Annotated in this window: 32 protein-coding genes; 23 read left to right on the top strand and 9 right to left on the bottom strand. The window is 64.3% G+C overall.

Annotated elements, in window-relative coordinates:
• Positions 1–65 precede the first annotated feature (65 nt).
• The 16 genes from rplB (at position 66) to rpmD (ending at position 7227) form a co-directional block, all read left to right on the top strand.
• On the top strand, positions 66–905 hold the full coding sequence (gene rplB / locus L1965_RS07890; RefSeq protein ID WP_235755877.1) for a 50S ribosomal protein L2: 840 nt from the start codon (positions 66–68) through the stop codon (positions 903–905).
• Positions 906–908: 3 nt separating this feature from the next.
• On the top strand, positions 909–1187 hold the full coding sequence (rpsS, locus tag L1965_RS07885) for a 30S ribosomal protein S19 (RefSeq protein WP_076526684.1): 279 nt from the start codon (positions 909–911) through the stop codon (positions 1185–1187).
• A 5-nt stretch (positions 1188–1192) separates the two neighbouring features.
• On the top strand, positions 1193–1573 hold the full coding sequence (rplV, locus tag L1965_RS07880) for a 50S ribosomal protein L22 (protein WP_101459500.1): 381 nt from the start codon (positions 1193–1195) through the stop codon (positions 1571–1573).
• Positions 1573–2283, top strand: a complete 711-nt coding sequence (gene rpsC / locus L1965_RS07875; protein ID WP_235755876.1) for a 30S ribosomal protein S3 — start codon at positions 1573–1575, stop codon at positions 2281–2283. The genes rplV and rpsC overlap by 1 nt, the downstream gene beginning before the upstream one ends.
• Before the next feature lie 12 nt (positions 2284–2295).
• On the top strand, positions 2296–2709 hold the full coding sequence (gene rplP / locus L1965_RS07870) for a 50S ribosomal protein L16 (RefSeq protein ID WP_235755875.1): 414 nt from the start codon (positions 2296–2298) through the stop codon (positions 2707–2709).
• A gap of 200 nt (positions 2710–2909) precedes the next feature.
• A complete protein-coding gene (gene rpmC, locus L1965_RS07865; RefSeq protein WP_235755874.1) occupies positions 2910–3116 on the top strand; it encodes a 50S ribosomal protein L29 in 207 nt (68 codons plus the stop codon).
• Between the two features lie 12 nt (positions 3117–3128).
• Positions 3129–3374 (top strand): 30S ribosomal protein S17, encoded by a 246-nt coding sequence (gene rpsQ / locus L1965_RS07860; protein ID WP_235755873.1) that lies wholly within the window; start codon positions 3129–3131, stop codon positions 3372–3374.
• Positions 3375–3441: 67 nt separating this feature from the next.
• Positions 3442–3810, top strand: coding sequence for a 50S ribosomal protein L14 (gene rplN, locus L1965_RS07855; RefSeq protein ID WP_090746457.1), 369 nt, complete (start codon positions 3442–3444; stop codon positions 3808–3810).
• Positions 3810–4115 (top strand): 50S ribosomal protein L24, encoded by a 306-nt coding sequence (gene rplX / locus L1965_RS07850; RefSeq protein ID WP_235755872.1) that lies wholly within the window; start codon positions 3810–3812, stop codon positions 4113–4115. Before rplN ends, rplX begins: the two co-directional genes overlap by 1 nt.
• Positions 4115–4675, top strand: coding sequence for a 50S ribosomal protein L5 (gene rplE / locus L1965_RS07845; protein WP_235755871.1), 561 nt, complete (start codon positions 4115–4117; stop codon positions 4673–4675). The genes rplX and rplE overlap by 1 nt, the downstream gene beginning before the upstream one ends.
• An 18-nt stretch (positions 4676–4693) precedes the next feature.
• Positions 4694–4999, top strand: coding sequence for a 30S ribosomal protein S14 (gene rpsN, locus L1965_RS07840; RefSeq protein WP_235755870.1), 306 nt, complete (start codon positions 4694–4696; stop codon positions 4997–4999).
• A 10-nt stretch (positions 5000–5009) separates the two neighbouring features.
• The gene (rpsH, locus tag L1965_RS07835; RefSeq protein ID WP_235755869.1) at positions 5010–5408 is read left to right on the top strand and encodes a 30S ribosomal protein S8; all 399 of its coding nucleotides are present in this window, start codon (positions 5010–5012) and stop codon (positions 5406–5408) included.
• 12 nt (positions 5409–5420) lie between these two features.
• A complete protein-coding gene (gene rplF, locus L1965_RS07830; protein WP_235755868.1) occupies positions 5421–5954 on the top strand; it encodes a 50S ribosomal protein L6 in 534 nt (177 codons plus the stop codon).
• Between the two features lie 13 nt (positions 5955–5967).
• Positions 5968–6327, top strand: a complete 360-nt coding sequence (gene rplR / locus L1965_RS07825; RefSeq protein WP_235755867.1) for a 50S ribosomal protein L18 — start codon at positions 5968–5970, stop codon at positions 6325–6327.
• Between the two features lie 104 nt (positions 6328–6431).
• Positions 6432–7028, top strand: coding sequence for a 30S ribosomal protein S5 (gene rpsE / locus L1965_RS07820; RefSeq protein ID WP_235755866.1), 597 nt, complete (start codon positions 6432–6434; stop codon positions 7026–7028).
• 10 nt (positions 7029–7038) lie between these two features.
• Positions 7039–7227, top strand: coding sequence for a 50S ribosomal protein L30 (gene rpmD, locus L1965_RS07815; RefSeq protein ID WP_235755865.1), 189 nt, complete (start codon positions 7039–7041; stop codon positions 7225–7227).
• Between the two features lie 34 nt (positions 7228–7261).
• Here the strand turns inward: rpmD and L1965_RS07810 are convergent, their stop codons facing one another.
• The gene (locus L1965_RS07810; RefSeq protein ID WP_235755864.1) at positions 7262–7831 is read right to left on the bottom strand and encodes a class I SAM-dependent methyltransferase; all 570 of its coding nucleotides are present in this window, start codon (positions 7829–7831) and stop codon (positions 7262–7264) included.
• 115 nt (positions 7832–7946) lie between these two features.
• Between L1965_RS07810 and L1965_RS07805 the strand changes: the two genes are divergently transcribed.
• Positions 7947–8657 (top strand): hypothetical protein, encoded by a 711-nt coding sequence (locus L1965_RS07805; RefSeq protein ID WP_235755863.1) that lies wholly within the window; start codon positions 7947–7949, stop codon positions 8655–8657.
• A 4-nt stretch (positions 8658–8661) separates the two neighbouring features.
• Here L1965_RS07805 and L1965_RS07800 read toward each other — a convergent pair whose 3' ends face one another.
• Positions 8662–9276 carry a hypothetical protein gene (locus tag L1965_RS07800; RefSeq protein WP_235755862.1) on the bottom strand — a complete coding sequence of 205 codons (615 nt, stop codon included), beginning with the start codon at positions 9274–9276 and terminating at the stop codon, positions 8662–8664.
• A gap of 153 nt (positions 9277–9429) precedes the next feature.
• The gene (locus L1965_RS07795; protein ID WP_235755861.1) at positions 9430–10545 is read right to left on the bottom strand and encodes a pyridoxal-phosphate-dependent aminotransferase family protein; all 1116 of its coding nucleotides are present in this window, start codon (positions 10543–10545) and stop codon (positions 9430–9432) included.
• 141 nt (positions 10546–10686) lie between these two features.
• Between L1965_RS07795 and L1965_RS07790 the strand changes: the two genes are divergently transcribed.
• The 3 genes from L1965_RS07790 to L1965_RS07780 are packed head-to-tail and all read left to right on the top strand — an operon-like array spanning position 10687 to position 14047.
• Positions 10687–11385 carry a type 1 glutamine amidotransferase gene (locus L1965_RS07790; protein ID WP_235755860.1) on the top strand — a complete coding sequence of 233 codons (699 nt, stop codon included), beginning with the start codon at positions 10687–10689 and terminating at the stop codon, positions 11383–11385.
• The gene (locus tag L1965_RS07785) at positions 11382–12740 is read left to right on the top strand and encodes a glutamine synthetase family protein (protein ID WP_235755859.1); all 1359 of its coding nucleotides are present in this window, start codon (positions 11382–11384) and stop codon (positions 12738–12740) included. Before L1965_RS07790 ends, L1965_RS07785 begins: the two co-directional genes overlap by 4 nt.
• Entirely contained in the window at positions 12737–14047 is a 1311-nt protein-coding gene (locus L1965_RS07780) for an NAD(P)/FAD-dependent oxidoreductase (protein WP_235755858.1), read from the top strand. Before L1965_RS07785 ends, L1965_RS07780 begins: the two co-directional genes overlap by 4 nt.
• 2 nt (positions 14048–14049) lie before the next feature.
• On the opposite strand, the gene L1965_RS07775 is transcribed toward L1965_RS07780, so the two are convergent.
• The 5 genes from L1965_RS07775 to L1965_RS07755 all read right to left on the bottom strand — a co-directional run bounded on the left by L1965_RS07775 (position 14050) and on the right by L1965_RS07755 (position 17209).
• A complete protein-coding gene (locus L1965_RS07775; RefSeq protein ID WP_235755857.1) occupies positions 14050–14511 on the bottom strand; it encodes a tellurite resistance TerB family protein in 462 nt (153 codons plus the stop codon).
• 38 nt (positions 14512–14549) lie between these two features.
• Entirely contained in the window at positions 14550–14849 is a 300-nt protein-coding gene (locus tag L1965_RS07770; RefSeq protein WP_235755856.1) for a DUF1330 domain-containing protein, read from the bottom strand.
• Entirely contained in the window at positions 14846–15718 is an 873-nt protein-coding gene (locus tag L1965_RS07765; protein ID WP_235755855.1) for a PhzF family phenazine biosynthesis protein, read from the bottom strand. The genes L1965_RS07770 and L1965_RS07765 overlap by 4 nt, the downstream gene beginning before the upstream one ends.
• 38 nt (positions 15719–15756) lie before the next feature.
• Positions 15757–16659, bottom strand: a complete 903-nt coding sequence (gene ppk2 / locus L1965_RS07760) for a polyphosphate kinase 2 (RefSeq protein ID WP_235755854.1) — start codon at positions 16657–16659, stop codon at positions 15757–15759.
• Positions 16660–16726: 67 nt separating this feature from the next.
• Positions 16727–17209, bottom strand: a complete 483-nt coding sequence (locus tag L1965_RS07755; protein WP_235755853.1) for a hypothetical protein — start codon at positions 17207–17209, stop codon at positions 16727–16729.
• A gap of 752 nt (positions 17210–17961) precedes the next feature.
• Between L1965_RS07755 and L1965_RS07750 the strand changes: the two genes are divergently transcribed.
• Complete coding sequence (locus L1965_RS07750) at positions 17962–18129, top strand: hypothetical protein (protein ID WP_235755852.1); 168 nt, start codon at positions 17962–17964, stop codon at positions 18127–18129.
• Between the two features lie 44 nt (positions 18130–18173).
• Here the strand turns inward: L1965_RS07750 and L1965_RS07745 are convergent, their stop codons facing one another.
• Positions 18174–18530 carry a DUF4112 domain-containing protein gene (locus tag L1965_RS07745; RefSeq protein WP_235755851.1) on the bottom strand — a complete coding sequence of 119 codons (357 nt, stop codon included), beginning with the start codon at positions 18528–18530 and terminating at the stop codon, positions 18174–18176.
• A gap of 186 nt (positions 18531–18716) precedes the next feature.
• Between L1965_RS07745 and L1965_RS16040 the strand changes: the two genes are divergently transcribed.
• Together L1965_RS16040 and L1965_RS07740 are read left to right on the top strand one after the other, a co-directional pair.
• Positions 18717–18851 (top strand): hypothetical protein, encoded by a 135-nt coding sequence (locus tag L1965_RS16040; RefSeq protein ID WP_277882948.1) that lies wholly within the window; start codon positions 18717–18719, stop codon positions 18849–18851.
• Positions 18852–18937: 86 nt separating this feature from the next.
• Positions 18938–20734 (top strand): PHA/PHB synthase family protein, encoded by a 1797-nt coding sequence (locus L1965_RS07740; protein ID WP_235755850.1) that lies wholly within the window; start codon positions 18938–18940, stop codon positions 20732–20734.
• Position 20735: the final 1 nt, after the last annotated feature.

The following is a 20735-nucleotide window of genomic DNA, read 5'->3' as shown; positions in this document are numbered from 1 at the left end:
ATCCGGGGCCGCGATCATTTGACTGAAACGGACCATCTCGGTCCAAAGCGACGGAAGACAGAAAGATGGCATTGAAGTCGTATAAACCGACGACGCCTGGCCAGCGCGGGCTGGTTCTGATCGACCGTTCGGAGCTTTGGAAAGGTCGCCCGGTCAAGTCCCTCACTGAGGGCCTGACCAAGAAGGGCGGTCGGAACAACACCGGACGGATCACCATGCGCCGCAAGGGCGGCGGGGCGAAGCGCCTGTATCGCATCGTCGATTTCAAGCGCAACAAGTTCGACGTGACCGCGGTGGTCGAGCGGATCGAATACGATCCCAACCGGACCGCTTTCATCGCGCTGGTCAGCTATGAGGACGGCGAGCGCGCTTATATCCTGGCGCCGCAGCGTCTGGCGGTTGGCGACAAGATCATCGCCGGCAGCAAGGTCGATGTGAAACCCGGCAACGCGATGCCGTTCAGCGGCATGCCGATCGGCACGATCGTCCATAATGTCGAACTGAAGCCCGGCAAGGGCGGCCAGATCGCACGCTCGGCCGGCACCTACGCGCAGTTCGTCGGCCGGGACGGTGGTTATGCCCAGATCCGCCTCAGCTCGGGCGAGTTGCGGATGGTCCGGCAGGAATGCATGGCGACCATTGGTGCGGTGTCGAACGCCGACCACTCGAACCAGAATCTCGGCAAGGCCGGTCGCAACCGCCACAAGGGCATCCGTCCCTCGGTCCGCGGCGTCGCGATGAACCCGATCGACCACCCGCATGGTGGTGGTGAGGGCCGCACCTCGGGAGGCCGCACGCCGGTCACGCCCTGGGGCAAGGACACCAAGGGCAAGAAGACCCGCAGCAACAAGGCGACCGACAAGTACATCCTGCGGTCGCGTCACGCGAAGAAGAAGGGGCGCTGACCTATGGCACGTTCTGTTTGGAAGGGCCCCTTTGTTGATGCCTATGTGCTCAAGAAAGCGGAAAAGGCCCGTGAGTCGGGTAAATCCGACGTCATCAAGATCTGGTCGCGTCGGTCGACCATCCTGCCGCAATTCGTCGGCCTGACCTTTGGTGTCTATAACGGACACAAGCATATCCCGGTGAACGTTTCCGAGGACATGATCGGGCAGAAATTCGGTGAATACTCGCCCACGCGCACCTATTACGGTCACGCGGCGGACAAGAAAGCCAAGAGGAAATAATCGTCATGGGTAAGGAAAACAATCCGCGCCGCGTGGCGGAGAACGAGGCATTCGCCAAGACCAAGATGCTTCGCACCTCGCCGCAGAAGCTGAACCTGGTGGCTCAGTTGATCCGGGGCAAGAAGGTGGACAAGGCTCTCGCCGATCTGACCTTCTCGCACAAGCGCATCGCCGGGGACGTGAAGAAATGCCTTCAGTCGGCCATCGCGAATGCCGAGAACAACCACGGTCTCGACGTTGACAGCCTGATCGTCGCCGAAGCCTGGGTCGGCAAGAACCTGGTGATGAAGCGCGGCCGTCCGCGGGCGCGTGGCCGTTATGGCAAGATCATGAAGCCGTTTTCGGAAATCACCATCAAGGTGCGCCAAGTCGAGGAGCAAGCGTAATGGGTCAGAAAGTCAACCCAATCGGGATGCGCCTGCAGGTCAACCGCACCTGGGACAGCCGCTGGTATGCCGATGACAAGGAATATGGCAATCTGCTGCTTGAAGACCTGAAGATTCGGGACTTCATCAAGAAGGAAGCCAAGCAGGCCGGTATCAGCCGCGTCATCATCGAGCGTCCCCACAAGAAGTGCCGCGTGACCATTCATGCCGCGCGTCCGGGCGTCATCATCGGCAAAAAAGGCGCCGATATCGAGGTGCTGCGCAAGAAGCTGGCGAACTTCACCAAAAGCGATGTGAACCTGAACATCGTCGAAGTCCGCAAGCCGGAAGTCGATGCCGCGCTGGTCGCGGAATCGATCGCCCAGCAGCTTGAGCGTCGGGTGTCGTTCCGCCGCGCGATGAAGCGTTCGGTTCAGAACGCGATGCGCATGGGTGCCCTGGGCATCCGCGTCAACGTCGCCGGCCGTCTCGGCGGCGCCGAGATCGCGCGCACCGAGTGGTATCGCGAAGGCCGAGTGCCGCTGCACACGCTTCGCGCCGACATCGATTATGCACTGGCCGAAGCCACGACCCCTTACGGGATCATCGGGGTGAAGGTCTGGATCTTCAAAGGCGAGATCATGGAGCATGACCCGCAGGCTCGCGACCGCAAGGCCGCCGAGGCGCAGGAAGGTCCGGCTCCGCGCGGTCCGCGCCGCGACGGCCGGTAAGGAGAACGAGAGATGCTGCAACCTAAACGGACGAAGTTCCGCAAACAGCACAAGGGCCGGATCCACGGCAACGCGAAGGGCGGTTTCGACCTGAATTTCGGGTCGTTCGCCCTGAAAGCGATCGAGCCCGAGCGCGTCACCGCACGCCAGATCGAGGCGGCCCGCCGCGCGATCACCCGGCACATGAAGCGTCAGGGCCGGGTCTGGATCCGGATCTTCCCGGATGTCCCGGTTTCGTCGAAGCCGACGGAAGTGCGGATGGGCAAGGGCAAGGGCTCGGTCGATTTCTGGGCCGCCCGCGTCCACCCGGGTCGTATCATGTTCGAGATCGACGGCGTGAACGACGTGATCGCCCGCGAGGCCCTGCGCCTGGGCGCGATGAAACTGCCGGTTCAGACGCGCATCGTCGCGCGCGAAGACTGGTAAGGAGGCTGCGCTGACGCGCATGCCATGACAATTGCCCCGCCGGACACGGCGGGGCTTGCCTTTTCCCCGATTTGCGGGGGAGAGGGCTTGCAAAAATCCGGGTCCGCCTGTATGGGCAGTCCTTCACCACGAAACTCCACCGGAATCAGGGTGGCCCGGGCAACCCGGGGCTCTCCGGTGATGTCGAAAGGAAGACGCGCATGGACGCGCAAGAACTGAAATCAAAGACGCCTGACCAGCTGAAGGATCAGCTGGTCGCGCTGAAGAAAGAGGCCTTCAACCTGCGCTTCCAGCAGGCCACCGGCCAGCTTGACAACACCGCCCGCATGCGTGTCGTGCGTCGTGACGTGGCGCGCGTGAAGACCATTCTGAACCAGAAAGCGGCGGAAGCCGCGGCCTCGAATTAAGGAGCCCGGCCCATGCCCAAACGCATTCTGCAAGGCCGCGTGACCAGCGACAAGAACGATCAGACCGTGACCGTCCTGGTCGAGCGCCGCTTCAAGCACCCGCTGCTGCACAAGACCGTCCGCATGTCGAAGAAATTCCGCGCGCATGACGCCAACAACCAGTTCAAGATCGGAGACAGCGTTCGTATCGTCGAATGTGCCCCGATCTCGAAGACGAAACGCTGGACTGTCCTGACGGACGAAGCGGCTAACGCGTAAGTCCATCATCACAGGTCAGAAATGATCGAAACCCTGGGGCAAGTCCCCAAAGGTCGGGAGAAACCAAATGATCCAGATGCAGACCAATCTGGATGTCGCTGACAACTCTGGCGCTCGCCGGGTTCAGTGCATCAAGGTCCTGGGTGGTTCGCACCGTCGCTATGCGTCGGTGGGCGACATCATCGTCGTGTCCGTCAAGGAAGCCATCCCGCGGGGCCGGGTCAAGAAGGGCGATGTCCGCAAGGCCGTCGTCGTCCGCACCGCGAAAGAAGTCACCCGTGAAGACGGCACCTCGATCCGCTTTGATCGCAACGCCGCCGTCATCCTGAACAACCAGGGCGAGCCGGTCGGAACCCGTATTTTCGGGCCGGTCGTTCGCGAACTGCGTGCCAAGAACTTCATGAAGATCATCTCGCTTGCTCCGGAGGTGCTGTGATGGCTGCCAAGCTGAAGAAGGGCGACAAGGTCGTCGTGCTGGCCGGCAAGGACAAGGGCAAGCAGGGCGAAATCACCGCTGTCATGCCCAAGGACAACAAGGCCGTCGTTGACGGCGTGAATGTCGCCATCCGTCACACCAAGCAGTCGCAGAACAGCCAGGGCGGGCGTGTGCCGAAGGCGATGCCGATCGACCTGTCGAACCTTGCTCTGATGGACAAGAACGGCAAAGCGACCCGCGTCGGCTTCCGCGAGGAAGACGGCAAGAAGGTGCGTTTCGCCAAGACCACGGGAGATCTGATCTGATGCTGGATGCCGCCAAATACACGCCGCGCCTGAGGGCGCAATTCAGCGAGCAGATCAAGGCCGCGTTGAAGGAAGAGTTTGGTTACAAGAACGACATGCAGATCCCGCGTCTGGACAAGATCGTCCTGAACATGGGCATCGGCGAGGCCGTGAAGGATACCAAGAAGGTCAAGCAGGGCGCCGAGGAACTGTCGCTGATCGCCGGCCAGAAAGCCGTCATCACCAAGGCGAAGAACTCGATTGCCGGCTTCCGTGTCCGCGAGGAAATGCCTCTTGGTGCCAAGGTGACGCTGCGTGGCGACCGGATGTACGAATTCCTGGACCGCCTGATCAACATCGCGCTGCCCCGCGTCCGCGACTTTCGCGGCGTCAAGGGCAGCTCTTTCGACGGCCGCGGCAATTATGCCATGGGCCTGAAAGAGCACATCGTGTTCCCGGAAATCAACTTCGACAAGGTCGACGAAGTTCTGGGGATGGACATCATCATCTGCACCACCGCGAAGACCGACGCGGAAGCGAAGTCGCTGTTGAAGCATTTCAACATGCCTTTCAACAGCTGATCGCGGAGGGAAGAAGATATGGCAAAGAAATCGATGGTCGAGCGCGAGAAGAAGCGCGAGCGTCTGGTTCAGAAATACGCCGCCAAGCGTGCAGCCCTGAACGAGATCGTCAAGGATCAGTCCCGCCCGATGGAAGAGCGCTTCAAGGCCACGCTGAAGCTGGCCGAACTGCCGCGCAATTCCTCGGCGACGCGTCTGCACAACCGGTGCCAACTGACCGGGCGTCCGCATGCGTATTACCGCAAACTGAAACTGTCGCGGATCATGCTGCGCGAGCTGGGCTCGCAAGGTCAGATCCCCGGCCTGGTCAAATCCAGCTGGTAAGGGGGCGAAAATGAACATGAACGATCCTCTCGGCGATATGCTGACCCGCATCCGCAATGCGCAGATGCGCGGCAAATCGACCGTTCGCACCCCGGCATCCAAGCTGCGCGCCTGGGTTCTGGATGTGCTGAAAGCAGAAGGTTACATCCGCGGCTACGAGGAAGTGACCACCGAAGCCGGCCACACCGAGCTGGAAATCGGCCTGAAATATCACGATGGCACCCCGGTTATTCGGGAATTGTCGCGCGTTTCGAAACCCGGTCGCCGCGTTTACGCGGGCGCCCGCGATATCCCGCAAGTCCGCCAGGGCCTGGGCGTTTCGATCGTGTCGACCCCCAAGGGTGTCATGTCGGATGCAGCGGCTCGCAACGCCAATATCGGCGGCGAAGTTCTCTGCACCGTATTCTAGGGAGGGCAGCAGATGTCTCGGATTGGTAAGAAGCCGGTCGAACTGCCCAAGGGCGTGACGGCCGAGATCAAGGGTCAGACGATCGAGGTGAAGGGGCCGAAAGGCACCCGCAGCTTCACCGCGACCGACGACGTGGTTCTGGCCGTGGACGATGGTCGCGTCAGCGTGACGCCGCGCGGTGCATCGAAACGTGCGCGCCAGCAGTGGGGAATGACCCGCTCGATGGTGGAGAACCTGACGGTCGGCGTCTCGGACGGCTTCAAGAAAGAACTGGAGATCCAGGGCGTGGGTTACCGCGCGCAGATGCAGGGCAGGACCCTGAAGCTGTCTCTGGGTTATTCGCACGAGGTGAATTTCGAAACGCCCGAAGGCGTGACGATCACCGCGCCCAAGCAGACCGAAATCGTGGTCGAAGGGATCGACCAGCAACTGGTCGGCCAGGTGGCGGCGAACATCCGCGAGTGGCGACAGCCCGAGCCCTACAAGGGCAAGGGTATTCGCTACAAGGGCGAGTATGTCTTCCGCAAGGAAGGCAAGAAGAAGTAAGGGGCGCAGAGAAATGGCACTGAAAAAGCAAGAGCTGTTCCAGAAGCGCCGCCTGCGCGTACGGAACAAATTGCGGGCGATGTCGAATGGCCGTCCGCGCATGTCGGTTCACCGTTCGTCCAAGAACCTGTCGGTTCAGATCATCGACGATCTGAAAGGCGTGACCCTGGCCTCGGCCAGCACGCTCGAGAAGGATTTTGGCGTCGTGGGCAAGAACAACGTCGAGGCCGCTGCCAAGATCGGCGCGGCGATCGCCGAACGTGCGAAGAAAGCCGGCGTGGAAGAGGTCGTCTTCGACCGCGGCGGCTTTCTGTTCCACGGCAAGGTCAAGGCCTTGGCGGATGCCGCGCGCGAAGGCGGGCTGAAGTTCTGATATTGCGGGTGGCGTTCGCGCCACCCCGATGATCCGGGGGCTCTCGGTCCACCTGGATTGGATATAACGGCGCCGAAGCTGCGCCAGCGTACAAGGAATGCCTGATGGCAGAACGTGACAATCGCCGGGGTCGGCGCGACCAGCGTGAAGAAAACCCCGAATTCGCCGATCGCCTGGTTGCGATCAACCGCGTGTCGAAAACCGTCAAGGGCGGCAAGCGCTTCGGCTTTGCGGCGCTGGTGGTCGTGGGCGACCAGCGGGGCCGTGTCGGTTTCGGCAAGGGCAAGGCCAAGGAAGTTCCCGAGGCGATCCGCAAGGCGACCGAGCAGGCCAAGCGCGGCATGATCCGCGTGCCTCTGCGCGATGGCCGGACCCTGCACCATGACATCGAAGGTCGGCACGGCGCCGGCAAGGTGATCATGCGCACGGCCGTGCCGGGGACCGGCATCATCGCCGGCGGCCCGATGCGTGCCGTGTTCGAGATGCTGGGCGTGCAGGACGTGGTGGCCAAGTCGCAGGGGTCGCAGAACCCCTACAACATGATCCGCGCGACGCTGGATGGCCTGAAGAAGGAAGCCAGCCCGCGTTCCGTCGCGCAGCGTCGTGGCAAGAAGGTTGCCGACATCCTGCCCTCGCAGGAGAAGGCTCCGGACGCGACCGCTGGCACGGACGCGACCGTGACCTCGGCCGCGCAGGCGTAAGGAGAGAGACATGGCCAATACCATCGTCGTCAAGCAGATCGGCAGCCCGATCCGCCGCCCCGCCATACAGCGCCAGACGCTGAAAGGACTGGGTCTGAACAAGATGAACCGCACGCGCGAACTGGAGGACACTCCGTCGGTCCGCGGCATGGTCGCCAAGATCCCGCATCTTGTGACGATCATCGAGGAAAAGAACTGAGAAGGGAGGCCGGGGGAAACCCCGGCCTTCTTCGTTAGCGGCGGCTATGGCGCTGCGCCGTGCCACGATCCTCGGCGGTGCTGACGTGAAGCGCGATCCCACGCTGGCGCGCGACCTCGCCCGAGGTCGGATCAGGCTCGACACCACAGACTTGATGACCCATCCGGGACAGGCGGTCGAGATTGACCGCGTCGCCGCAACCGATTTTCGGAACCCGTTTCGCCCCGGCGGAACCCTGAAGGGTGGACCACCAAGCCTCGTCGATATCCACGCCGCGATCGACGCGCCGGGCAAGATGAAACAGCAACCGGCGCAGGAAGCCGGGCTCGGGATGCTGGGACGGCGCCTCCTTGCCATGCCTATAGTAATCGAACCGATAGAGCGCCGCCGCCTCTGCAGGGGTCGGACGTGGCAAAAGCTGACCGAAGCCGGCGTCTTCGTCCCAGACCAGCTGATAGGTTTCAGGCCAGGATGGTCGTCGCCAATCCCGCGGCCCATGCAGCCAGGTTGCGCGGGATTTGAAGCGGTCGGTGATCCTCGCATCCACCAGGAAACGATCATCCAGAAGACTGATTCGAGATTTCGACGGTGCGGCAGGTAACATTCTCATCATCGGTTTTGACGCTCGATTGCGCCGTCCCGACCCGCCGCAAAGTCTTCTTCACAATCAATGCCTGTGCGGCGTATCCTTCGTGCAATCACAGAATGTGGCGGGACCCATGCGATCACTTCATCTTGCAAGTCTCGGCCTCTGCTTTGGGCTGGTCGTCGGGCCTGCTTCGGCCAGCCCCTGGCCGAGGGAGCCCGGAAGCAACTTCGTTGCGCCGTCCTACGAGGTGGACCGGGACGGAAACAGCCATACCGGCCTTTACGGTGAATACGGGCTGCGGCCGCGCACGACCCTTGGATACGAGATCGGGCGCACGAATGTCGGAGAGACCAGCGCCTTGCTCTGGTTGCAGCGCGCCATGGATTCCGGTGAGGGGCGGCACCGGCTGGCCATGTCTGTGGGGGTGGGGGCCATCCGGCGCGAGGGGGTGAACATGCCCGTCGTCATGACCGGGATCGGCTGGGGGCGTGGCTTTGAAGGGTTCAGGGATGGCGGCTGGTTCGCGGCCGAGATGCGGGTCAAGATCCTGGGATTGCGCCCGACGCCCGATCGGCCGCTGTCGGACGCGCAATCGGCTTTCCTGACGCCGGAGATGACGACGAAGGCGGAATTCACCTTCGGCCTTCGTCCGCGTCAGGGAACGACCCTTGTCAATCAGCTGCGCCTCGAGCAGCGCAAGGACGAGGATCTTTCGGCCAAGCTGGCCGTGTCGGTGGTGCAGCGCGTGGCCGGGCCGGCAAATCTGGAACTTGGTGTCATCGCGCCGGTCGCAGGCCCGGGCGAAGCGGCGTTGAAGATCGGAAGCTGGCTCGAATTCTGAGCGTTCAGTCCTCGCGGCAGGCATAGACGGCGCCGCCGACGGTCAGCACGGTGACCGCCGCGCCGGTCAACAGGACGGGCGATGCCGCCAGGCTGGCCGCCGCTCCGCCGATGGCGCCAAGCGCGCTTGAGATGTGGCTTCTGGACCCCTCGAGGATGATTGCGCCTGATCCGTCGGGCAACGCGCGCAGGCCCCTGACCGCGCCACCGGCTGCCGCGCCGGAAATCTGGCCTGCCGCGCCCTTGGTCTGGTTGATGCGCCGGCACAGCGAACCCGACGGCGCCCTGCATCGGCCATAGGCGTCGCGCCGACCCAGATCATAGCCGATGATCGAGTCCGCTTCCGCGTCATGGCGCAGACAGAAGGGGCGGCGCTGCTCGTCCGTCAGGTCGGGGGTCAGGCTGCGCAGCACCACATAGCTGGGGCAGGTGTCGCGGCCCCGGCGCGTGAACAGGACTTCGCGCAGGCTGTAGTTCTGGCGCGAGATGTCCTCGTCCTTGTCATAGGCCATCGGGACGTCCTTGCCGTCGATCCGGGACGTGCAGAGCGTCGGTTCGGCGGCAAGACCCGGCGAGGCCAGCAGCGACAGGACGGTCGCGATCATCAACATGCGATACATGGGCACTCCGGCAAGCTTGGGCATGAACGCCAGAATGGTCGCTCGACCGGCGCAAGACAACGCGTGGCGCGGCGTCTCACGCGGGAGTGAAAAAGTTTAATCCGACCGCCCCCTGCCGCGTGCGGGGACGAGGTGGTTTGCCTGACCTGCCGTCTACAGCAGCTTGTCCAGGACCGGCTTCAGCCTCGCCAGCGTGCCATCGACATCCTTCAGCTTGTCCAGCCCGAAAAGACCAAGACGGAAGGTCGAGAAGTCTGCCGGCTCGTTGATCGCCAGCGGCACGCCGGCCGCGATCTGAAACCCCTCGGCGGCGAATTTCCTGCCGGACTTGATATCGGGGTCGGACGTATAGGACACCACCACGCCAGGCGCGCCGAAGCCCTGCGCGGCGACAGACCGGATGCCCTTTTCGGACAGGAACGCGCGAACTTCGTTCCCCAGGCGCCACTGCGCCTCGTTCGCGGCGTCGAAGCCCATCTCGCGGGTTTCCTCCATCGCGTCGCGCAGCCCGGTCAAGGCGTCGGTCGGCATGGTGGCATGATAGGCATGACCGCCATCTTCATACGCCGCCATGATCGCGCGCCATTTCCTGAGGTCCAATGCGAAACTGTCGCTGTCGGTCTGGTTCAGCCGCGTGGCCGCGCGTTCCGACAGCATCACCAGCCCGGCCGAGGGTGACGCGGACCAGCCCTTCTGCGGGGCCGAGATCAGGACATCGACGCCGGTGGCGCGCATGTCCACCCAGACCGCGCCCGAGGCGATGCAATCCAGGATCATCAGCGCGCCGACCCGATGCGCCGCCTCTGCCAGCGCGCCGATGTAGTCGTCGGGCAGGATCAGGCCAGCCGAAGTCTCGACATGCGGGGCGAAGACCGCGTCGGGGCGGGTTTCGTGTATCTTCGCCACCACCTCGTCAATCGGCGGGGGCGCGTAGGCGGGCTGCGGATCGTTCCCGCCTGGCCGGGCCATCGCGACGGTCACGTCGCGCGCAAAGCCGCCAGCGTCGAAGATCTGGCTCCAGCGATAGCTGAACCAGCCATTGCGGACGATCAGTGCATGCGCGTCACGCCCGAACTGCCGCGCGACCGATTCCATGGCATAGCTGCCGCCACCGGGCACGATCGCGACCTCGTCCGCCGCGTAAACCTCTTTCAGGGTCGCGGACAGGTCGCGCATCACCTGCTGGAATCGTTGCGACATGTGGTTCAAAGAGCGGTCGGTAAACACGACCGAGAATTCCTGAAGGCCGTCGGGGTCGATCGCGGACATGCTGCGGCTCCGTTCCGGGAAAGTTTGGTGCAGGCTAGCCTGACAAGGCGCAGCGCGCCAGACCACCAAATGGTGCAGCCCCTTGCGGCCCCCCCATGGGCGAGACTACCTTGCAGCCATCGGCAACATCGCAGGATCTTCATGCGTATCGGCATACTTCAATGCGGCCAGTCGCCTTCGCAACTGAAGGACGAAATGGGCGACTATCCCGACATGTTCATCCGCCTGCTGGGCGGGCGAGGCTTCGAATTCAGAACCTGGCTGGTCGAGGAGATGCAGTTCCCCGACGATGTGCATGACGCTGATGGCTGGCTGCTGACCGGGTCCCGGCATGGTGCCTATGACGACCTTGCCTTCATCCCGCCTCTCGAAGATTTCATCCGGGGCGCCTATGCCGCCCCGGTTCCGATGGTCGGCATCTGCTTTGGCCATCAGTTGATCGCGCAAGCGCTTGGCGGCCAGGTGATCGCCCATCCGCAGGGGTGGGCCGTCGGCACCACGGATTATGATTTCGAGGGTGAGAAGGTGACGCTGAATGCCTGGCATCGGGATCAGGTCGCGGCGCCTCCCGACGATGCACGCGTGATCGCCCGAAACGAATTCTGCGAGAACGCGGCGCTGATCTATGGCGACCGCGCGCTGACCGTCCAGGCGCATCCCGAATTCAGCGACGATTTCCTGCAACGCCTGATCGCTACGCGCGGCAAGGGTGTGGTTCCCCAAGACCTGCTGGACGATGCCGTCGCCCGGTTGGGAACGCCGAAAGATTCGGCTGCGATCGCTGACCGGATCGAGAAATTCTTCAGGCAACCGCGTTCGATCGCAAAGGGGGCAGCATGAGTGCCGCATGGATGGAACAGGCACCGACTGCCGCGCGTGAATACATGGCCGGTCGTCGGCTGGACGAGGTCGAATGCATCCTCGCGGACATCGCGGGGGTCGCGCGGGGAAAGGCCATGCCGGCATCGAAATTTGCGCATCAGGACAAGTTCTACCTGCCGAACTCGATCTTCCTGCAGACGATCACAGGCGAATGGGCAGACAATCCCACGGGCGCCTTCACCGAACCCGACATGATTCTGAAACCCGATTACAGCACCGCATCGGCTGCGCCCTGGACTGCCGACTGGACCATTCAGGTGATCCACGACGCGCTGGACCAGGAAGGCAACCCGGTCCCGATCGCGCCCCGCAACCTCTTGAAGCGGCTGGTCGGGCTTTATCGGGAAAAGGGCTGGAGGCCCGTCGTCGCCCCCGAGATGGAGTTCTTTCTGGTCGCCAGGAATATTGACCCGAACCAGCCGATCATTCCGCCGATGGGCCGCACCGGCCGTCGCGCCGCGGCCAAGCAGGCCTATTCGATGTCGGCGGTGGACGAATACGGCAAGGTCATCGACGACATCTACGACTTCGCCGAGGCGCAGGGCTTCGAGATCGACGGCATTCTGCAGGAAGGCGGTGCGGGGCAGGTCGAGATCAACCTGAACCACGGTGATCCCGTCGCCCTCGCCGACGAGATATTCTATTTCAAGCGACTGATCCGCGAGGCTGCGCTGCGCCACGACTGCTTTGCCACCTTCATGGCCAAGCCCATCGAGGGAGAGCCGGGCAGCGCGATGCATATCCATCACTCGGTCATCGATGTGGATACCGGGCAGAACATCTTCTCGGACGAAAAGGGCCGCGAGACCGATGCGTTCCTGTATTTCATCGGCGGGATGCAGCGTCACCTGCCGGCGGCGATCGCCCTGCTGGCGCCCTATGTGAACAGCTATCGCCGCTATGTTCCCGACTTCGCGGCGCCGATCAATCTGGAATGGGGTCGCGACAATCGCACGACCGGGTTGCGGGTGCCGATCTCGGGGCCAGAGGCGCGGCGGATCGAAAACCGGCTGGCGGGGATGGACTGCAACCCCTATCTGGGCATCGCAGCCTCGCTTGCCTGCGGTTACCTGGGCCTGCTGGAACAGGAAGGACCGCGCGCGGAGTGTCTGGGCGATGCCTACATGTCCGAGGACGAACTGCCCTATAATCTGGGCGACGCTCTGGACATCATGACGGAAAGCAAGCCGATGCGCGGCATTCTGGGCGAGGAGTTCGTCAATGTCTACGAGGCGGTCAAGCGCAACGAATACAAGGAATTCCTGCAGGTCATCAGCCCGTGGGAACGCGAACACCTGCTGTTGAATGTATGAACCTTCTTTATGTGAACGACCGGCGCGGGGAATATCCGCGCAGTCTCTATGCCGAGACGCGGCTGCCGCTTGACCCGTTCGCGCAGCTTCGCGGCGAGACGCGAACCGATGTGGCGGTGGTCGGCGGAGGGTATACCGGCCTGTCGGCGGCGCTGCAGCTGGCGCGTCGCGGATATCAGGTCGTGCTGCTCGAGGCGCACCGCATCGGCTTCGGCGCGTCGGGGCGCAACGGCGGCCAGGTCGGGTCCGGGCAGCGGCAGGAAGTCGACTGGCTGGAAGCCCGCATGGGCCGCGAAACCGCGCGTCGCCTGTGGGATCTGGCCGAGGATGCCAAGGCGCTGGTCCGGTCGCTGGCCGCCGAGGCCGGGGTGCCGGTCCGTGACGGAGTTGCCCATGCCTGCCGAACCGAGTCCGAACTCGGCCACGCCCGCCGCATGGCCGACCACCTGGCGCGCCACTACGACTATGACCGGGTCCAGCCGCTGGACAAAGAGGCGATGGCGGCCTTGCTGGGCAGCCGCGCCTATGTCGGCGGCGATCTTGATCGCGGCGCCGCGCACCTTCATCCGCTGAACCTGGCCATAGGCATGGCGCGGCTGGCCGACGCCGCAGGTGCCCGCATCCATGAGAACAGCCATGTCCACCGCATCAGCCACGCGGCACAGGCTGGTGACAGGACCGTTGTTCATTGCGACACGGGCCGGGTCGTCTGCGACCATGTCATCCTGGCGGGCAATGGCTATCTGGGCGACATCGCGCCTCGTGTCGCCGCCCGCGTGATGCCGATCAACAACTACATCGTCGCGACCGAGCCGCTTGGCGACCGCTATCCTGAACTGTTGCCGCAGAACACCGCCGTCGCGGACACGAAATTCGTGGTCAATTACTGGCGGCTCGATGATGATCGCCGGCTCATCTTCGGCGGCGGAGAGACCGCGACCTATCGCTTTCCCAAGGACATCGCGGCCGTGGTGCGCCCGCATCTGCTGGCCGTCTATCCGCAGCTTGAAGGGGTTCCGCTGACCCATGCCTGGGGCGGAACGCTGGCGATCACGATGAACCGCATGCCGTGCTTTGCGCGGCCTGCGCCGAACTGCCTGTCGGCCAGCGGGTTTTCGGGACATGGCGTGGCAATCGCGACGCTGGCCGGGCGGCTGATGGCCGAGGCGGTCGCGGGGCAGGCCGCCGGATTCGACGCCATGGCCGCTGTCCCCGGCAGGGCCTTCCCCGGCGGCACGCTTTTGCGCGGTCCGCTGCTTGTTGCGGGGATGGCGTGGTTCGGGCTGCGCGACCGGCTTGGGATCTGACCTCAGTCGTCGGGAAGGCCCAGATCTTCTAGGACCTTCCTGCGGATCAGCGCGGACTCGCGGTCCGGCACGCCCAGCAATCCCGCGACCAGCCGGATCATCGTTTCCTCGTCCATGTCCCGGTTCTGGTCGGCATAGGCGATCTCCCACATCGCGGCGATGACGGTCGAACGATCCTCCAGCGCGATGCGGTCCTTGATGAGCCGGGTGAAGCGGACGGTGTCGGGCGCCTCGGCCTCGATCATCTCGGCGGCGGCGCGCCGCTCGGCGGCTTCGTCCGCCGTCAGGCCGCGCCGGCGTGCCAGAACGCGGTCGATCCGCTGACGTTCGACCAGTTCGTAATGGTCGTCGGCGCGGGCCACGCGCACCAGCAGAGCCGCGATCGCGACTTCGGCGTCCGGCGCGGTCAGCGGAGCCGGGGAAGGGTCGTCGGTGAACAGGCGTGAAAGCAGATTGCGGAACATCGTGCGATCATAGGCTGATTTCATGCGGTCACAAGCTATCAGGACGTGGCGTCCCAGCCCTCGACGATGACCAGGTCCGCAGCGCTGATCGATTCGCGCATCGCCTTGATGCGGCGATAGGCATCGCTGGCATAGCACTCATGCGCCGCCTGGGCCGAGGGGAACTCGATCACCACCGTCCGGGGTCGCGCCTGGCCCTCGACCACCTGCTGCGGCCCGCCGCGGACCAGAAAGCGTCCACCGACCGTGGCCAGAAAGGCGGCGACCTCCTGCCGGTATGCCTGATAGGCGTCGGCGTCATCGACGCTGAGATGCACGATCCAGTAGCCCTTGCTCATCTGCGGTCCTCCGGCACCCTGATGCGGCCCGAAGCGATCGGCACGGCGCGTCCCGCGACCCGAACCTCGTGCAGCGACCCGGCCTCGACGCTTGCCGTCATCCTGATGTCCGATGGCCGGCCCATCTCGACGCCTTGTCGCAACCGGATCGTGGTCTGCCCGTCGGGCAGGGCACCGGCGGCCAGAAGCTGCGCGGCCAGGATCGCGGATGCCGCCCCGGTTGCCGGGTCCTCGGGCACTCCGGCGGTCGGCGCCAGCATCCGGGCGCGGTAGCCCTGATCCTCGGGCGTATACAGATAGACCTTGTCCACGCCCGCCGCGTCCGTCAGCCGCGACCAGTGCGGCTCGGCGGGACGCGCGGCTGCCAGCGCCGCCAGGTCGACCAGCGGGACGAACAGGAAAGCCGGGCCGCCCTGCCAGGTGCCGGGGTGATGCGCCCCCCAGCCGATGGCATCGCGCGGCAGGTTCAGCGCTTGTGCGATCAGTTCGGCGTCAGTGCCGCCGGGAAGAGAGACCGGCAGTCGTGGAGCCACGAACTCGGCTTCGCCCTGGCGGACCCGCACCGGCACCAGCCCGGCCTCTTCCTCCAGCAGGATCAGCCCGTCGCGCCCCGCCGACAGATGCAGCGCGCAGCCGATGGTGGGATGTCCCGCAAACGGGATCTCGGCCCCGGGCAGGAAGATCCGCACCCGGGCGGTGTGGTCCGGATCGCGCGGCGCCATCACGAAGATCGTCTCTGACAGGTTGAACTGCCGGGCGATGATCTGCATCTGAGTCGCGTTCAGCCCATCCGCGCCCAGAACGATGGCAAGCGGGTTTCCACTGAAGGCCCGGTCGGTGAAGACATCGCAGATATGATAGTCCAGCATGTGTTCCGCCTTTGTGTCCGCGCCTGCTGTCATGTCAGTCAGTATTTCTGTGGCACATACAGGTCGCGCGGCAAGACCTCGCGTTCGTAATCGGGATTGAAGACCCTGTTCGGCAGGACCACCTCTTCATGCGGCACTTCGGTGTAGGGAACCAGCCCCAGAAGGTGGCTGATGCAATTCAGCCGCGCGCGTTTCTTGTCGTTTCCGGGAACGATGTACCAGGGCGCCTCGGGGATGTTCGTGCGCTCGAACATGTCCTCCTTGGCCTTGGTGTAGGCCTCCCACCGGACGCGCGATTGCAGGTCCATCGGCGACAGTTTCCACTGCTTCAGGGGATCGTGGATGCGCATGAGGAACCGCATCTGCTGTTCCTCGTCGGTGACCGAGAACCAGTACTTGACCAGCCTGATCCCGGACCGCACCAGCATCCGTTCGAATTCCGGAACGTCCTGGAAGAACTGCTCGACCTGATCCTCGTCCGCGAAGCCCATCACCCGCTCGACTCCGGCACGGTTGTACCAGCTGCGGTCGAACAGCACGATCTCGCCGCCGGCCGGAAGATGGGGAACATAGCGCTGGAAATACCACTGGGTCTTTTCGCGATCCGACGGTGCCGGCAGTGCCACGACGCGCGCCACGCGCGGGTTCAGGCGCTGGGTGATGCGTTTGATCGCGCCGCCCTTGCCTGCCGAATCGCGGCCCTCGAACAGGACGACGACCTTTTCCTTGTGGTAGCTGACCCAGTCCTGCAGCTTGATCAGCTCGGATTGCAGACGCAGCAGCTCGCGGAAATACAGCCTGCGATCCATCTGGCCGGGGTGGTTGTTGCGATAGATGCGCTTGATCTCGGCCGACAGGATCGCGTCTTCAAGCTCGATCTCGTAATCCTCGTCCAGCGTGTCCTGCAGTTCGGCGTCGAGCCAGTCCTTGGGGTTGTCCATCGTGATCCTCTTGGGCTTGTGCGCCCCGTCTAGAACGGGAATGTAACGGTTGTCCGGCTGAATCCGGTCAGTGCGCAAAGCGGCGCGCACAGGATTTCGTGACCGCCAGAACGAAGGCCCTCGCCCCGCCATCGACGGTCCCACACCACTGGCCCGCGGTCGTGAACAGGCTGCGCGTTCCCCTGGCGGGCCGATAGGCGACGCGGCGGCCGTTCAGGTCGAACAGGTTCAGAACCCCGCCCGCATTGGTCGCGTAATAACCCAGAACATTACCATCGGCTGTCATGATCAAGCGGTTTTCATTGTCGGGATTTGCCGGCCTGTTCTGCCATGTCGAACGGGCGTTGGCCGTGTTGCCGGCGGAATTCCAGGGCGCGTTGGGCGAATTCGATTGCCTGGCCGGACTGTTGTCGGGGTGCCCGGGTCCAAGATCGAAGGGTAGCTGGGTCTGGTCCAGGATGATCAACGGCGCATCGGCGGCGGCCGGCGCACCAGACAGTCCGAACACCGACAAGAGCCCGAACAGGACAGGGCGGAATGCGCGGGCCATGGTCATTTTCCAACGCTGCGAGTCAGGATGAGCCATCACTGGCACGCCCAAGCCGGTCGCGCAAGAAACGTGGCGAAACGGCGTGATCGCCCAATCCAGTCGTCCGGATCCTCTGGCTGGATCCGTGTGAAGCCCAGATGGCGGGCGACATGGGCGTGCTTGCAACAGGCTTTTTCAGCGGGCCGGGCGTCAGGCTTGCCGCCAGCCCGTCGCGGTCCTGAAGCCGAACCCACGAAGGCCAGCGCGGTTCTGATAAGGTCCTCAAGCGCTTGGCTTGCCCCTCGCGGGGCCTGCGTCCTCTCGGCAAGCACCCATCCTTGCCCGTCCGGCCCCCGAAACGCTGGAAGGCCAGGACATGCAGAGAGCGGCCCGAACGCCGAGCATCGGCCGCCGTTGGCCGGGATCGCCGGCGACCAGACCCGTCGCCAGCCGGGACCAGACCGGCGGAGTGCCCCTCGCAGCCCGGCACTTCGTCGGGCATCGACCAAAACCTGACGGTCGGGCTGACGATTTCGGCATGCGCACGGACGGACCGCTGCCGCACAGCCGCCCCTCATGACGCAGCGACACCTGGAACGCGCGGGTCTTGCCTGCATCTCTGGGGGGCTGTAGGGCAGGGCGGCATATCGCATCTCTGACGCCGCGAGGCAGGCCGGTTTTCATCGTCCTGTTCCCTTGGCGTCGGGTGCTGCGTGGTCGTCTGGCGAAAGCCCTGCGGCGCGATGCATGTCATTAAGAAGGAAGAACCAGATATGATCCGGAACATGCCGCTTCCCTCTGCCCCGACGACGGGCTGGATCGTCGCGGGCGCGCTGCTGGCTGCGGGAACTCTGCTCGAGGGTCCGACCCTCGTCGTGGTCGGACTCGGCGTTGCGGGCATGACCCTGGCTCTCGAAGCCGTGCGACGCTGGCTTTCCTGACATCGGGCGCCTGGTCAGCCGGGCCGGTTTGCCCGCGGACCATTTCAGCTTCGGTCAAGTGCTTCGAGGTGACCGCGGAGGATCTCGACATTGCGGAGGTTCGACCGGAAAGCGGCATCGAATATGGTCCCCAGCACGGGTATGCTGCCGATGACGCTGTCCACGGCGAGGTTCAGGCCCTGACGGGCAAGCTTCGCCGGCGGCAACCCCATGCGATAGCTTTCAATCAGGATCCACGCGGCGGGCAAGGCCGCCGCGGCGTCGCCGATGACCGGCAGCACGCCCGCGATCGCGTCGTAACCCACACGGAAACGGGTTCCGGGAATGCGAAAAACGGAATCCAGTTGCCGGGAAAGCCGGTCAAGCCGGTCGAAACGGGCCTTGTGCGGGGTCTCTCTCATGGTTGAGAAAAGCCTTCATGGCCCCATGAGTTCCCAGGCCATGCATGTCCGGGTCGGCCGGCGGAATGATCGGCCGCACTGAAGCGGCGGCGATCAGCTGCGGCAGCCCACAGCGCTTCGTGGCTGGAGCAACGCCAACGCAGGTCGGAAAACCCACGTGAAAGCCGCGCAGGAGCGGTGCTGCGGATGTGCACGCCGCCCGATCCGCACGACTGGCTCGACCCTGCCAGCAACGGACGGCATCCTGAACATGGCGATTCGCCGGTCCGCGGCACCGCCATCAAGATCGAAAAACCGAAGCGGCAGCGGCTGACAGCATGATCTGAGACAAGGTCCGGACAGGTTAGATGCGCTAGACCAAGCTGGTCCCCTTGCGGCAAGCCGCGTCCAGGAGAATCGAGGCCGAGATGACCCGAATCACGAAAAGGCCCAAGGCCCCCGACGCGGCGCCGCCCCGTGTCCAGCTTCCCGCAGTGATCGAGGCGGCGCCGGCGCCCGAGCATGCCCATCAGAACTTCGATCGAGCGGCCCGCGCCGCCCTGGCGCGGCTCAGTGGCGGGGTCTCCACCCATGCTTTCCTGCAGGCATGGAGCGACTGGGCACAGCATCTGGCGCGCGCGCCCGGCCGGCAGATGGAACTTGCCGAACACGCACAGCGCAACCTCGTGAAGCTGATGGCTATGGCGGCAAGCCCCGGCAGCCCGCCACCCTTCGTGCCCAAGGCCCATGACCATCGCTTTGACCATGCCGGCTGGCAAGAAACGCCCTTCCGACTGTGGCAGCAGGGCTTCCTGGCGGTGCAGGATTGGTGGGACCATGCAACCGAGCCGACGCGCGGCCTGAGCCGCGAGGACGCCGAGCGCACGCGCTTTCTGGCTCGCCAGACGCTTGACGTGTTGTCGCCCTCGAACTTTCCGCCGCTCAACCCCGAGATCGTCGCCGAAACGGCCAGCACCGGCGGCCGCAACCTGGCCGAAGGGGCGGCCCATTTCGCACATGATGCGGTCAAGACCCTGACCGGCGAGCGCGATCCGCCCCCCGAAGGTTATCGCATCGGCACGGATCTGGCCGCAACGCCCGGAACGGTGGTGTTTCGCAATGATCTGTTCGAACTGATCCAGTATGCGCCGCAGACACCGCAGGTGCAGGCCCGGCCGATCCTGGTCGTCCCGGCATGGATCATGAAATATTACGTCCTCGACCTGTCGCCGGGGAATTCGATGGTGCGCTATCTTGTCGGGCAGGGCTTCACCGTCTTCATGATCTCGTGGTGCAACCCGACCGCCGAGCAGCGCGACCTGTCGCTGGAGGACTACCGCAAGCGCGGCGTGATGGCGGCGCTGGACGCGGTGACGACGATCGTGCCGGGCCGTCCGGTGCATGCGGTTGGCTATTGTCTGGGCGGCACCATCCTGGCGATTGCTGCCGCGACCATGGCGCGTGACGGCGACGACCGGCTTTGCTCGGTCACGCTGATGGCGGCTCAGGTGGATTTCGCCGAAGCCGGCGAATTGCTGCTGTTCCTTGACGAAAGCCAGATCGCGTTTCTGGAGGATCTCATGTGGGAACTGGGCTATCTGGACCGCCCTCAGATGGCCCGCGCCTTTGCCGCGATCCGTGCCGAGGACCTGATCTGGACCCGTGCCGTGCAACGCTATTTCCTGGGACGCGAGGATGTTCCGACCGATCTGGGGGTCTGGCTGTCCGATACGACCCGGATGCCGGCCCTGATGCATTCGCAATATCTGCGTGGGCTGTTTCTGGAAAACCGGCTGACCGCCGGCCGCTTTGCCGTCGAAGGCCGGGTGATCGCGCTGAAGGATCTGTCGGTGCCACTTTTCGTTGTCGGCACCGAGGCGGACCACATCGCGCCCTGGCGTTCGGTCTACAAGACCAAGCTGTTCACCGACTGCGACCTGACTTTCGTGCTGACCAGGGGCGGGCACAATACCGGCATCCTCAGCGAACCGGGCCGCAAGGGGCGGCATTTCCGCGTCTCGCGCAGGCCGGCTGGCGCGCTTTATGTCGGTCCGGATGCCTGGTTGGCACAGACCCAGCCGGTGCCGGGTTCGTGGTGGCCTCACTGGGCGGACTGGCTGACCGCGCAGGGCGATGGCCTGGCGGCCCCGCCTGGAACCGGGGCCGAGGACAAGGGCCTTGCCCCGCTTGGGCCCGCGCCCGGAACCTATGTGCTGCAGACGTGAC

The sequence above is a fragment of the Paracoccus salsus genome, assembly GCF_021556615.1.
In the GTDB taxonomy this organism is placed as follows: domain Bacteria; phylum Pseudomonadota; class Alphaproteobacteria; order Rhodobacterales; family Rhodobacteraceae; genus Paracoccus; species Paracoccus salsus.
This window is presented reverse-complemented; position numbering and strand designations above follow the sequence as displayed.

What these genes read in the sequence shown, in the direction of transcription:
- rplP (WP_235755875.1), top strand. Translation starts at nt 2,296, where the DNA reads ATGCTGCAACCTAAACGGACGAAGTTCCGCAAACAGCACAAGGGCCGG.
- rpsN (WP_235755870.1), top strand. Translation starts at nt 4,694, where the DNA reads ATGGCAAAGAAATCGATGGTCGAGCGCGAGAAGAAGCGCGAGCGTCTG.
- rpsC (WP_235755876.1), top strand. Translation starts at nt 1,573, where the DNA reads ATGGGTCAGAAAGTCAACCCAATCGGGATGCGCCTGCAGGTCAACCGC.
- L1965_RS07795 (WP_235755861.1), bottom strand. Translation starts at nt 10,545, where the DNA reads ATGTCCGCGATCGACCCCGACGGCCTTCAGGAATTCTCGGTCGTGTTT.
- rplE (WP_235755871.1), top strand. Translation starts at nt 4,115, where the DNA reads ATGCTGGATGCCGCCAAATACACGCCGCGCCTGAGGGCGCAATTCAGC.
- rpsQ (WP_235755873.1), top strand. Translation starts at nt 3,129, where the DNA reads ATGCCCAAACGCATTCTGCAAGGCCGCGTGACCAGCGACAAGAACGAT.
- rpmD (WP_235755865.1), top strand. Translation starts at nt 7,039, where the DNA reads ATGGCCAATACCATCGTCGTCAAGCAGATCGGCAGCCCGATCCGCCGC.
- L1965_RS07750 (WP_235755852.1), top strand. Translation starts at nt 17,962, where the DNA reads ATGATCCGGAACATGCCGCTTCCCTCTGCCCCGACGACGGGCTGGATC.
- rpsE (WP_235755866.1), top strand. Translation starts at nt 6,432, where the DNA reads ATGGCAGAACGTGACAATCGCCGGGGTCGGCGCGACCAGCGTGAAGAA.
- L1965_RS07770 (WP_235755856.1), bottom strand. Translation starts at nt 14,849, where the DNA reads ATGAGCAAGGGCTACTGGATCGTGCATCTCAGCGTCGATGACGCCGAC.
- L1965_RS07810 (WP_235755864.1), bottom strand. Translation starts at nt 7,831, where the DNA reads ATGTTACCTGCCGCACCGTCGAAATCTCGAATCAGTCTTCTGGATGAT.
- rplV (WP_101459500.1), top strand. Translation starts at nt 1,193, where the DNA reads ATGGGTAAGGAAAACAATCCGCGCCGCGTGGCGGAGAACGAGGCATTC.
- rplR (WP_235755867.1), top strand. Translation starts at nt 5,968, where the DNA reads ATGGCACTGAAAAAGCAAGAGCTGTTCCAGAAGCGCCGCCTGCGCGTA.
- rplX (WP_235755872.1), top strand. Translation starts at nt 3,810, where the DNA reads ATGGCTGCCAAGCTGAAGAAGGGCGACAAGGTCGTCGTGCTGGCCGGC.
- L1965_RS07755 (WP_235755853.1), bottom strand. Translation starts at nt 17,209, where the DNA reads ATGGCCCGCGCATTCCGCCCTGTCCTGTTCGGGCTCTTGTCGGTGTTC.
- L1965_RS07805 (WP_235755863.1), top strand. Translation starts at nt 7,947, where the DNA reads ATGCGATCACTTCATCTTGCAAGTCTCGGCCTCTGCTTTGGGCTGGTC.
- L1965_RS07790 (WP_235755860.1), top strand. Translation starts at nt 10,687, where the DNA reads ATGCGTATCGGCATACTTCAATGCGGCCAGTCGCCTTCGCAACTGAAG.
- L1965_RS07800 (WP_235755862.1), bottom strand. Translation starts at nt 9,276, where the DNA reads ATGTATCGCATGTTGATGATCGCGACCGTCCTGTCGCTGCTGGCCTCG.
- L1965_RS07740 (WP_235755850.1), top strand. Translation starts at nt 18,938, where the DNA reads ATGACCCGAATCACGAAAAGGCCCAAGGCCCCCGACGCGGCGCCGCCC.
- rpsS (WP_076526684.1), top strand. Translation starts at nt 909, where the DNA reads ATGGCACGTTCTGTTTGGAAGGGCCCCTTTGTTGATGCCTATGTGCTC.
- L1965_RS07780 (WP_235755858.1), top strand. Translation starts at nt 12,737, where the DNA reads ATGAACCTTCTTTATGTGAACGACCGGCGCGGGGAATATCCGCGCAGT.
- rplF (WP_235755868.1), top strand. Translation starts at nt 5,421, where the DNA reads ATGTCTCGGATTGGTAAGAAGCCGGTCGAACTGCCCAAGGGCGTGACG.
- rplB (WP_235755877.1), top strand. Translation starts at nt 66, where the DNA reads ATGGCATTGAAGTCGTATAAACCGACGACGCCTGGCCAGCGCGGGCTG.
- L1965_RS07785 (WP_235755859.1), top strand. Translation starts at nt 11,382, where the DNA reads ATGAGTGCCGCATGGATGGAACAGGCACCGACTGCCGCGCGTGAATAC.
- ppk2 (WP_235755854.1), bottom strand. Translation starts at nt 16,659, where the DNA reads ATGGACAACCCCAAGGACTGGCTCGACGCCGAACTGCAGGACACGCTG.
- rpsH (WP_235755869.1), top strand. Translation starts at nt 5,010, where the DNA reads ATGAACATGAACGATCCTCTCGGCGATATGCTGACCCGCATCCGCAAT.
- rplN (WP_090746457.1), top strand. Translation starts at nt 3,442, where the DNA reads ATGATCCAGATGCAGACCAATCTGGATGTCGCTGACAACTCTGGCGCT.
- rpmC (WP_235755874.1), top strand. Translation starts at nt 2,910, where the DNA reads ATGGACGCGCAAGAACTGAAATCAAAGACGCCTGACCAGCTGAAGGAT.
- L1965_RS07775 (WP_235755857.1), bottom strand. Translation starts at nt 14,511, where the DNA reads ATGTTCCGCAATCTGCTTTCACGCCTGTTCACCGACGACCCTTCCCCG.
- L1965_RS16040 (WP_277882948.1), top strand. Translation starts at nt 18,717, where the DNA reads ATGTGCACGCCGCCCGATCCGCACGACTGGCTCGACCCTGCCAGCAAC.
- L1965_RS07765 (WP_235755855.1), bottom strand. Translation starts at nt 15,718, where the DNA reads ATGCTGGACTATCATATCTGCGATGTCTTCACCGACCGGGCCTTCAGT.
- L1965_RS07745 (WP_235755851.1), bottom strand. Translation starts at nt 18,530, where the DNA reads ATGAGAGAGACCCCGCACAAGGCCCGTTTCGACCGGCTTGACCGGCTT.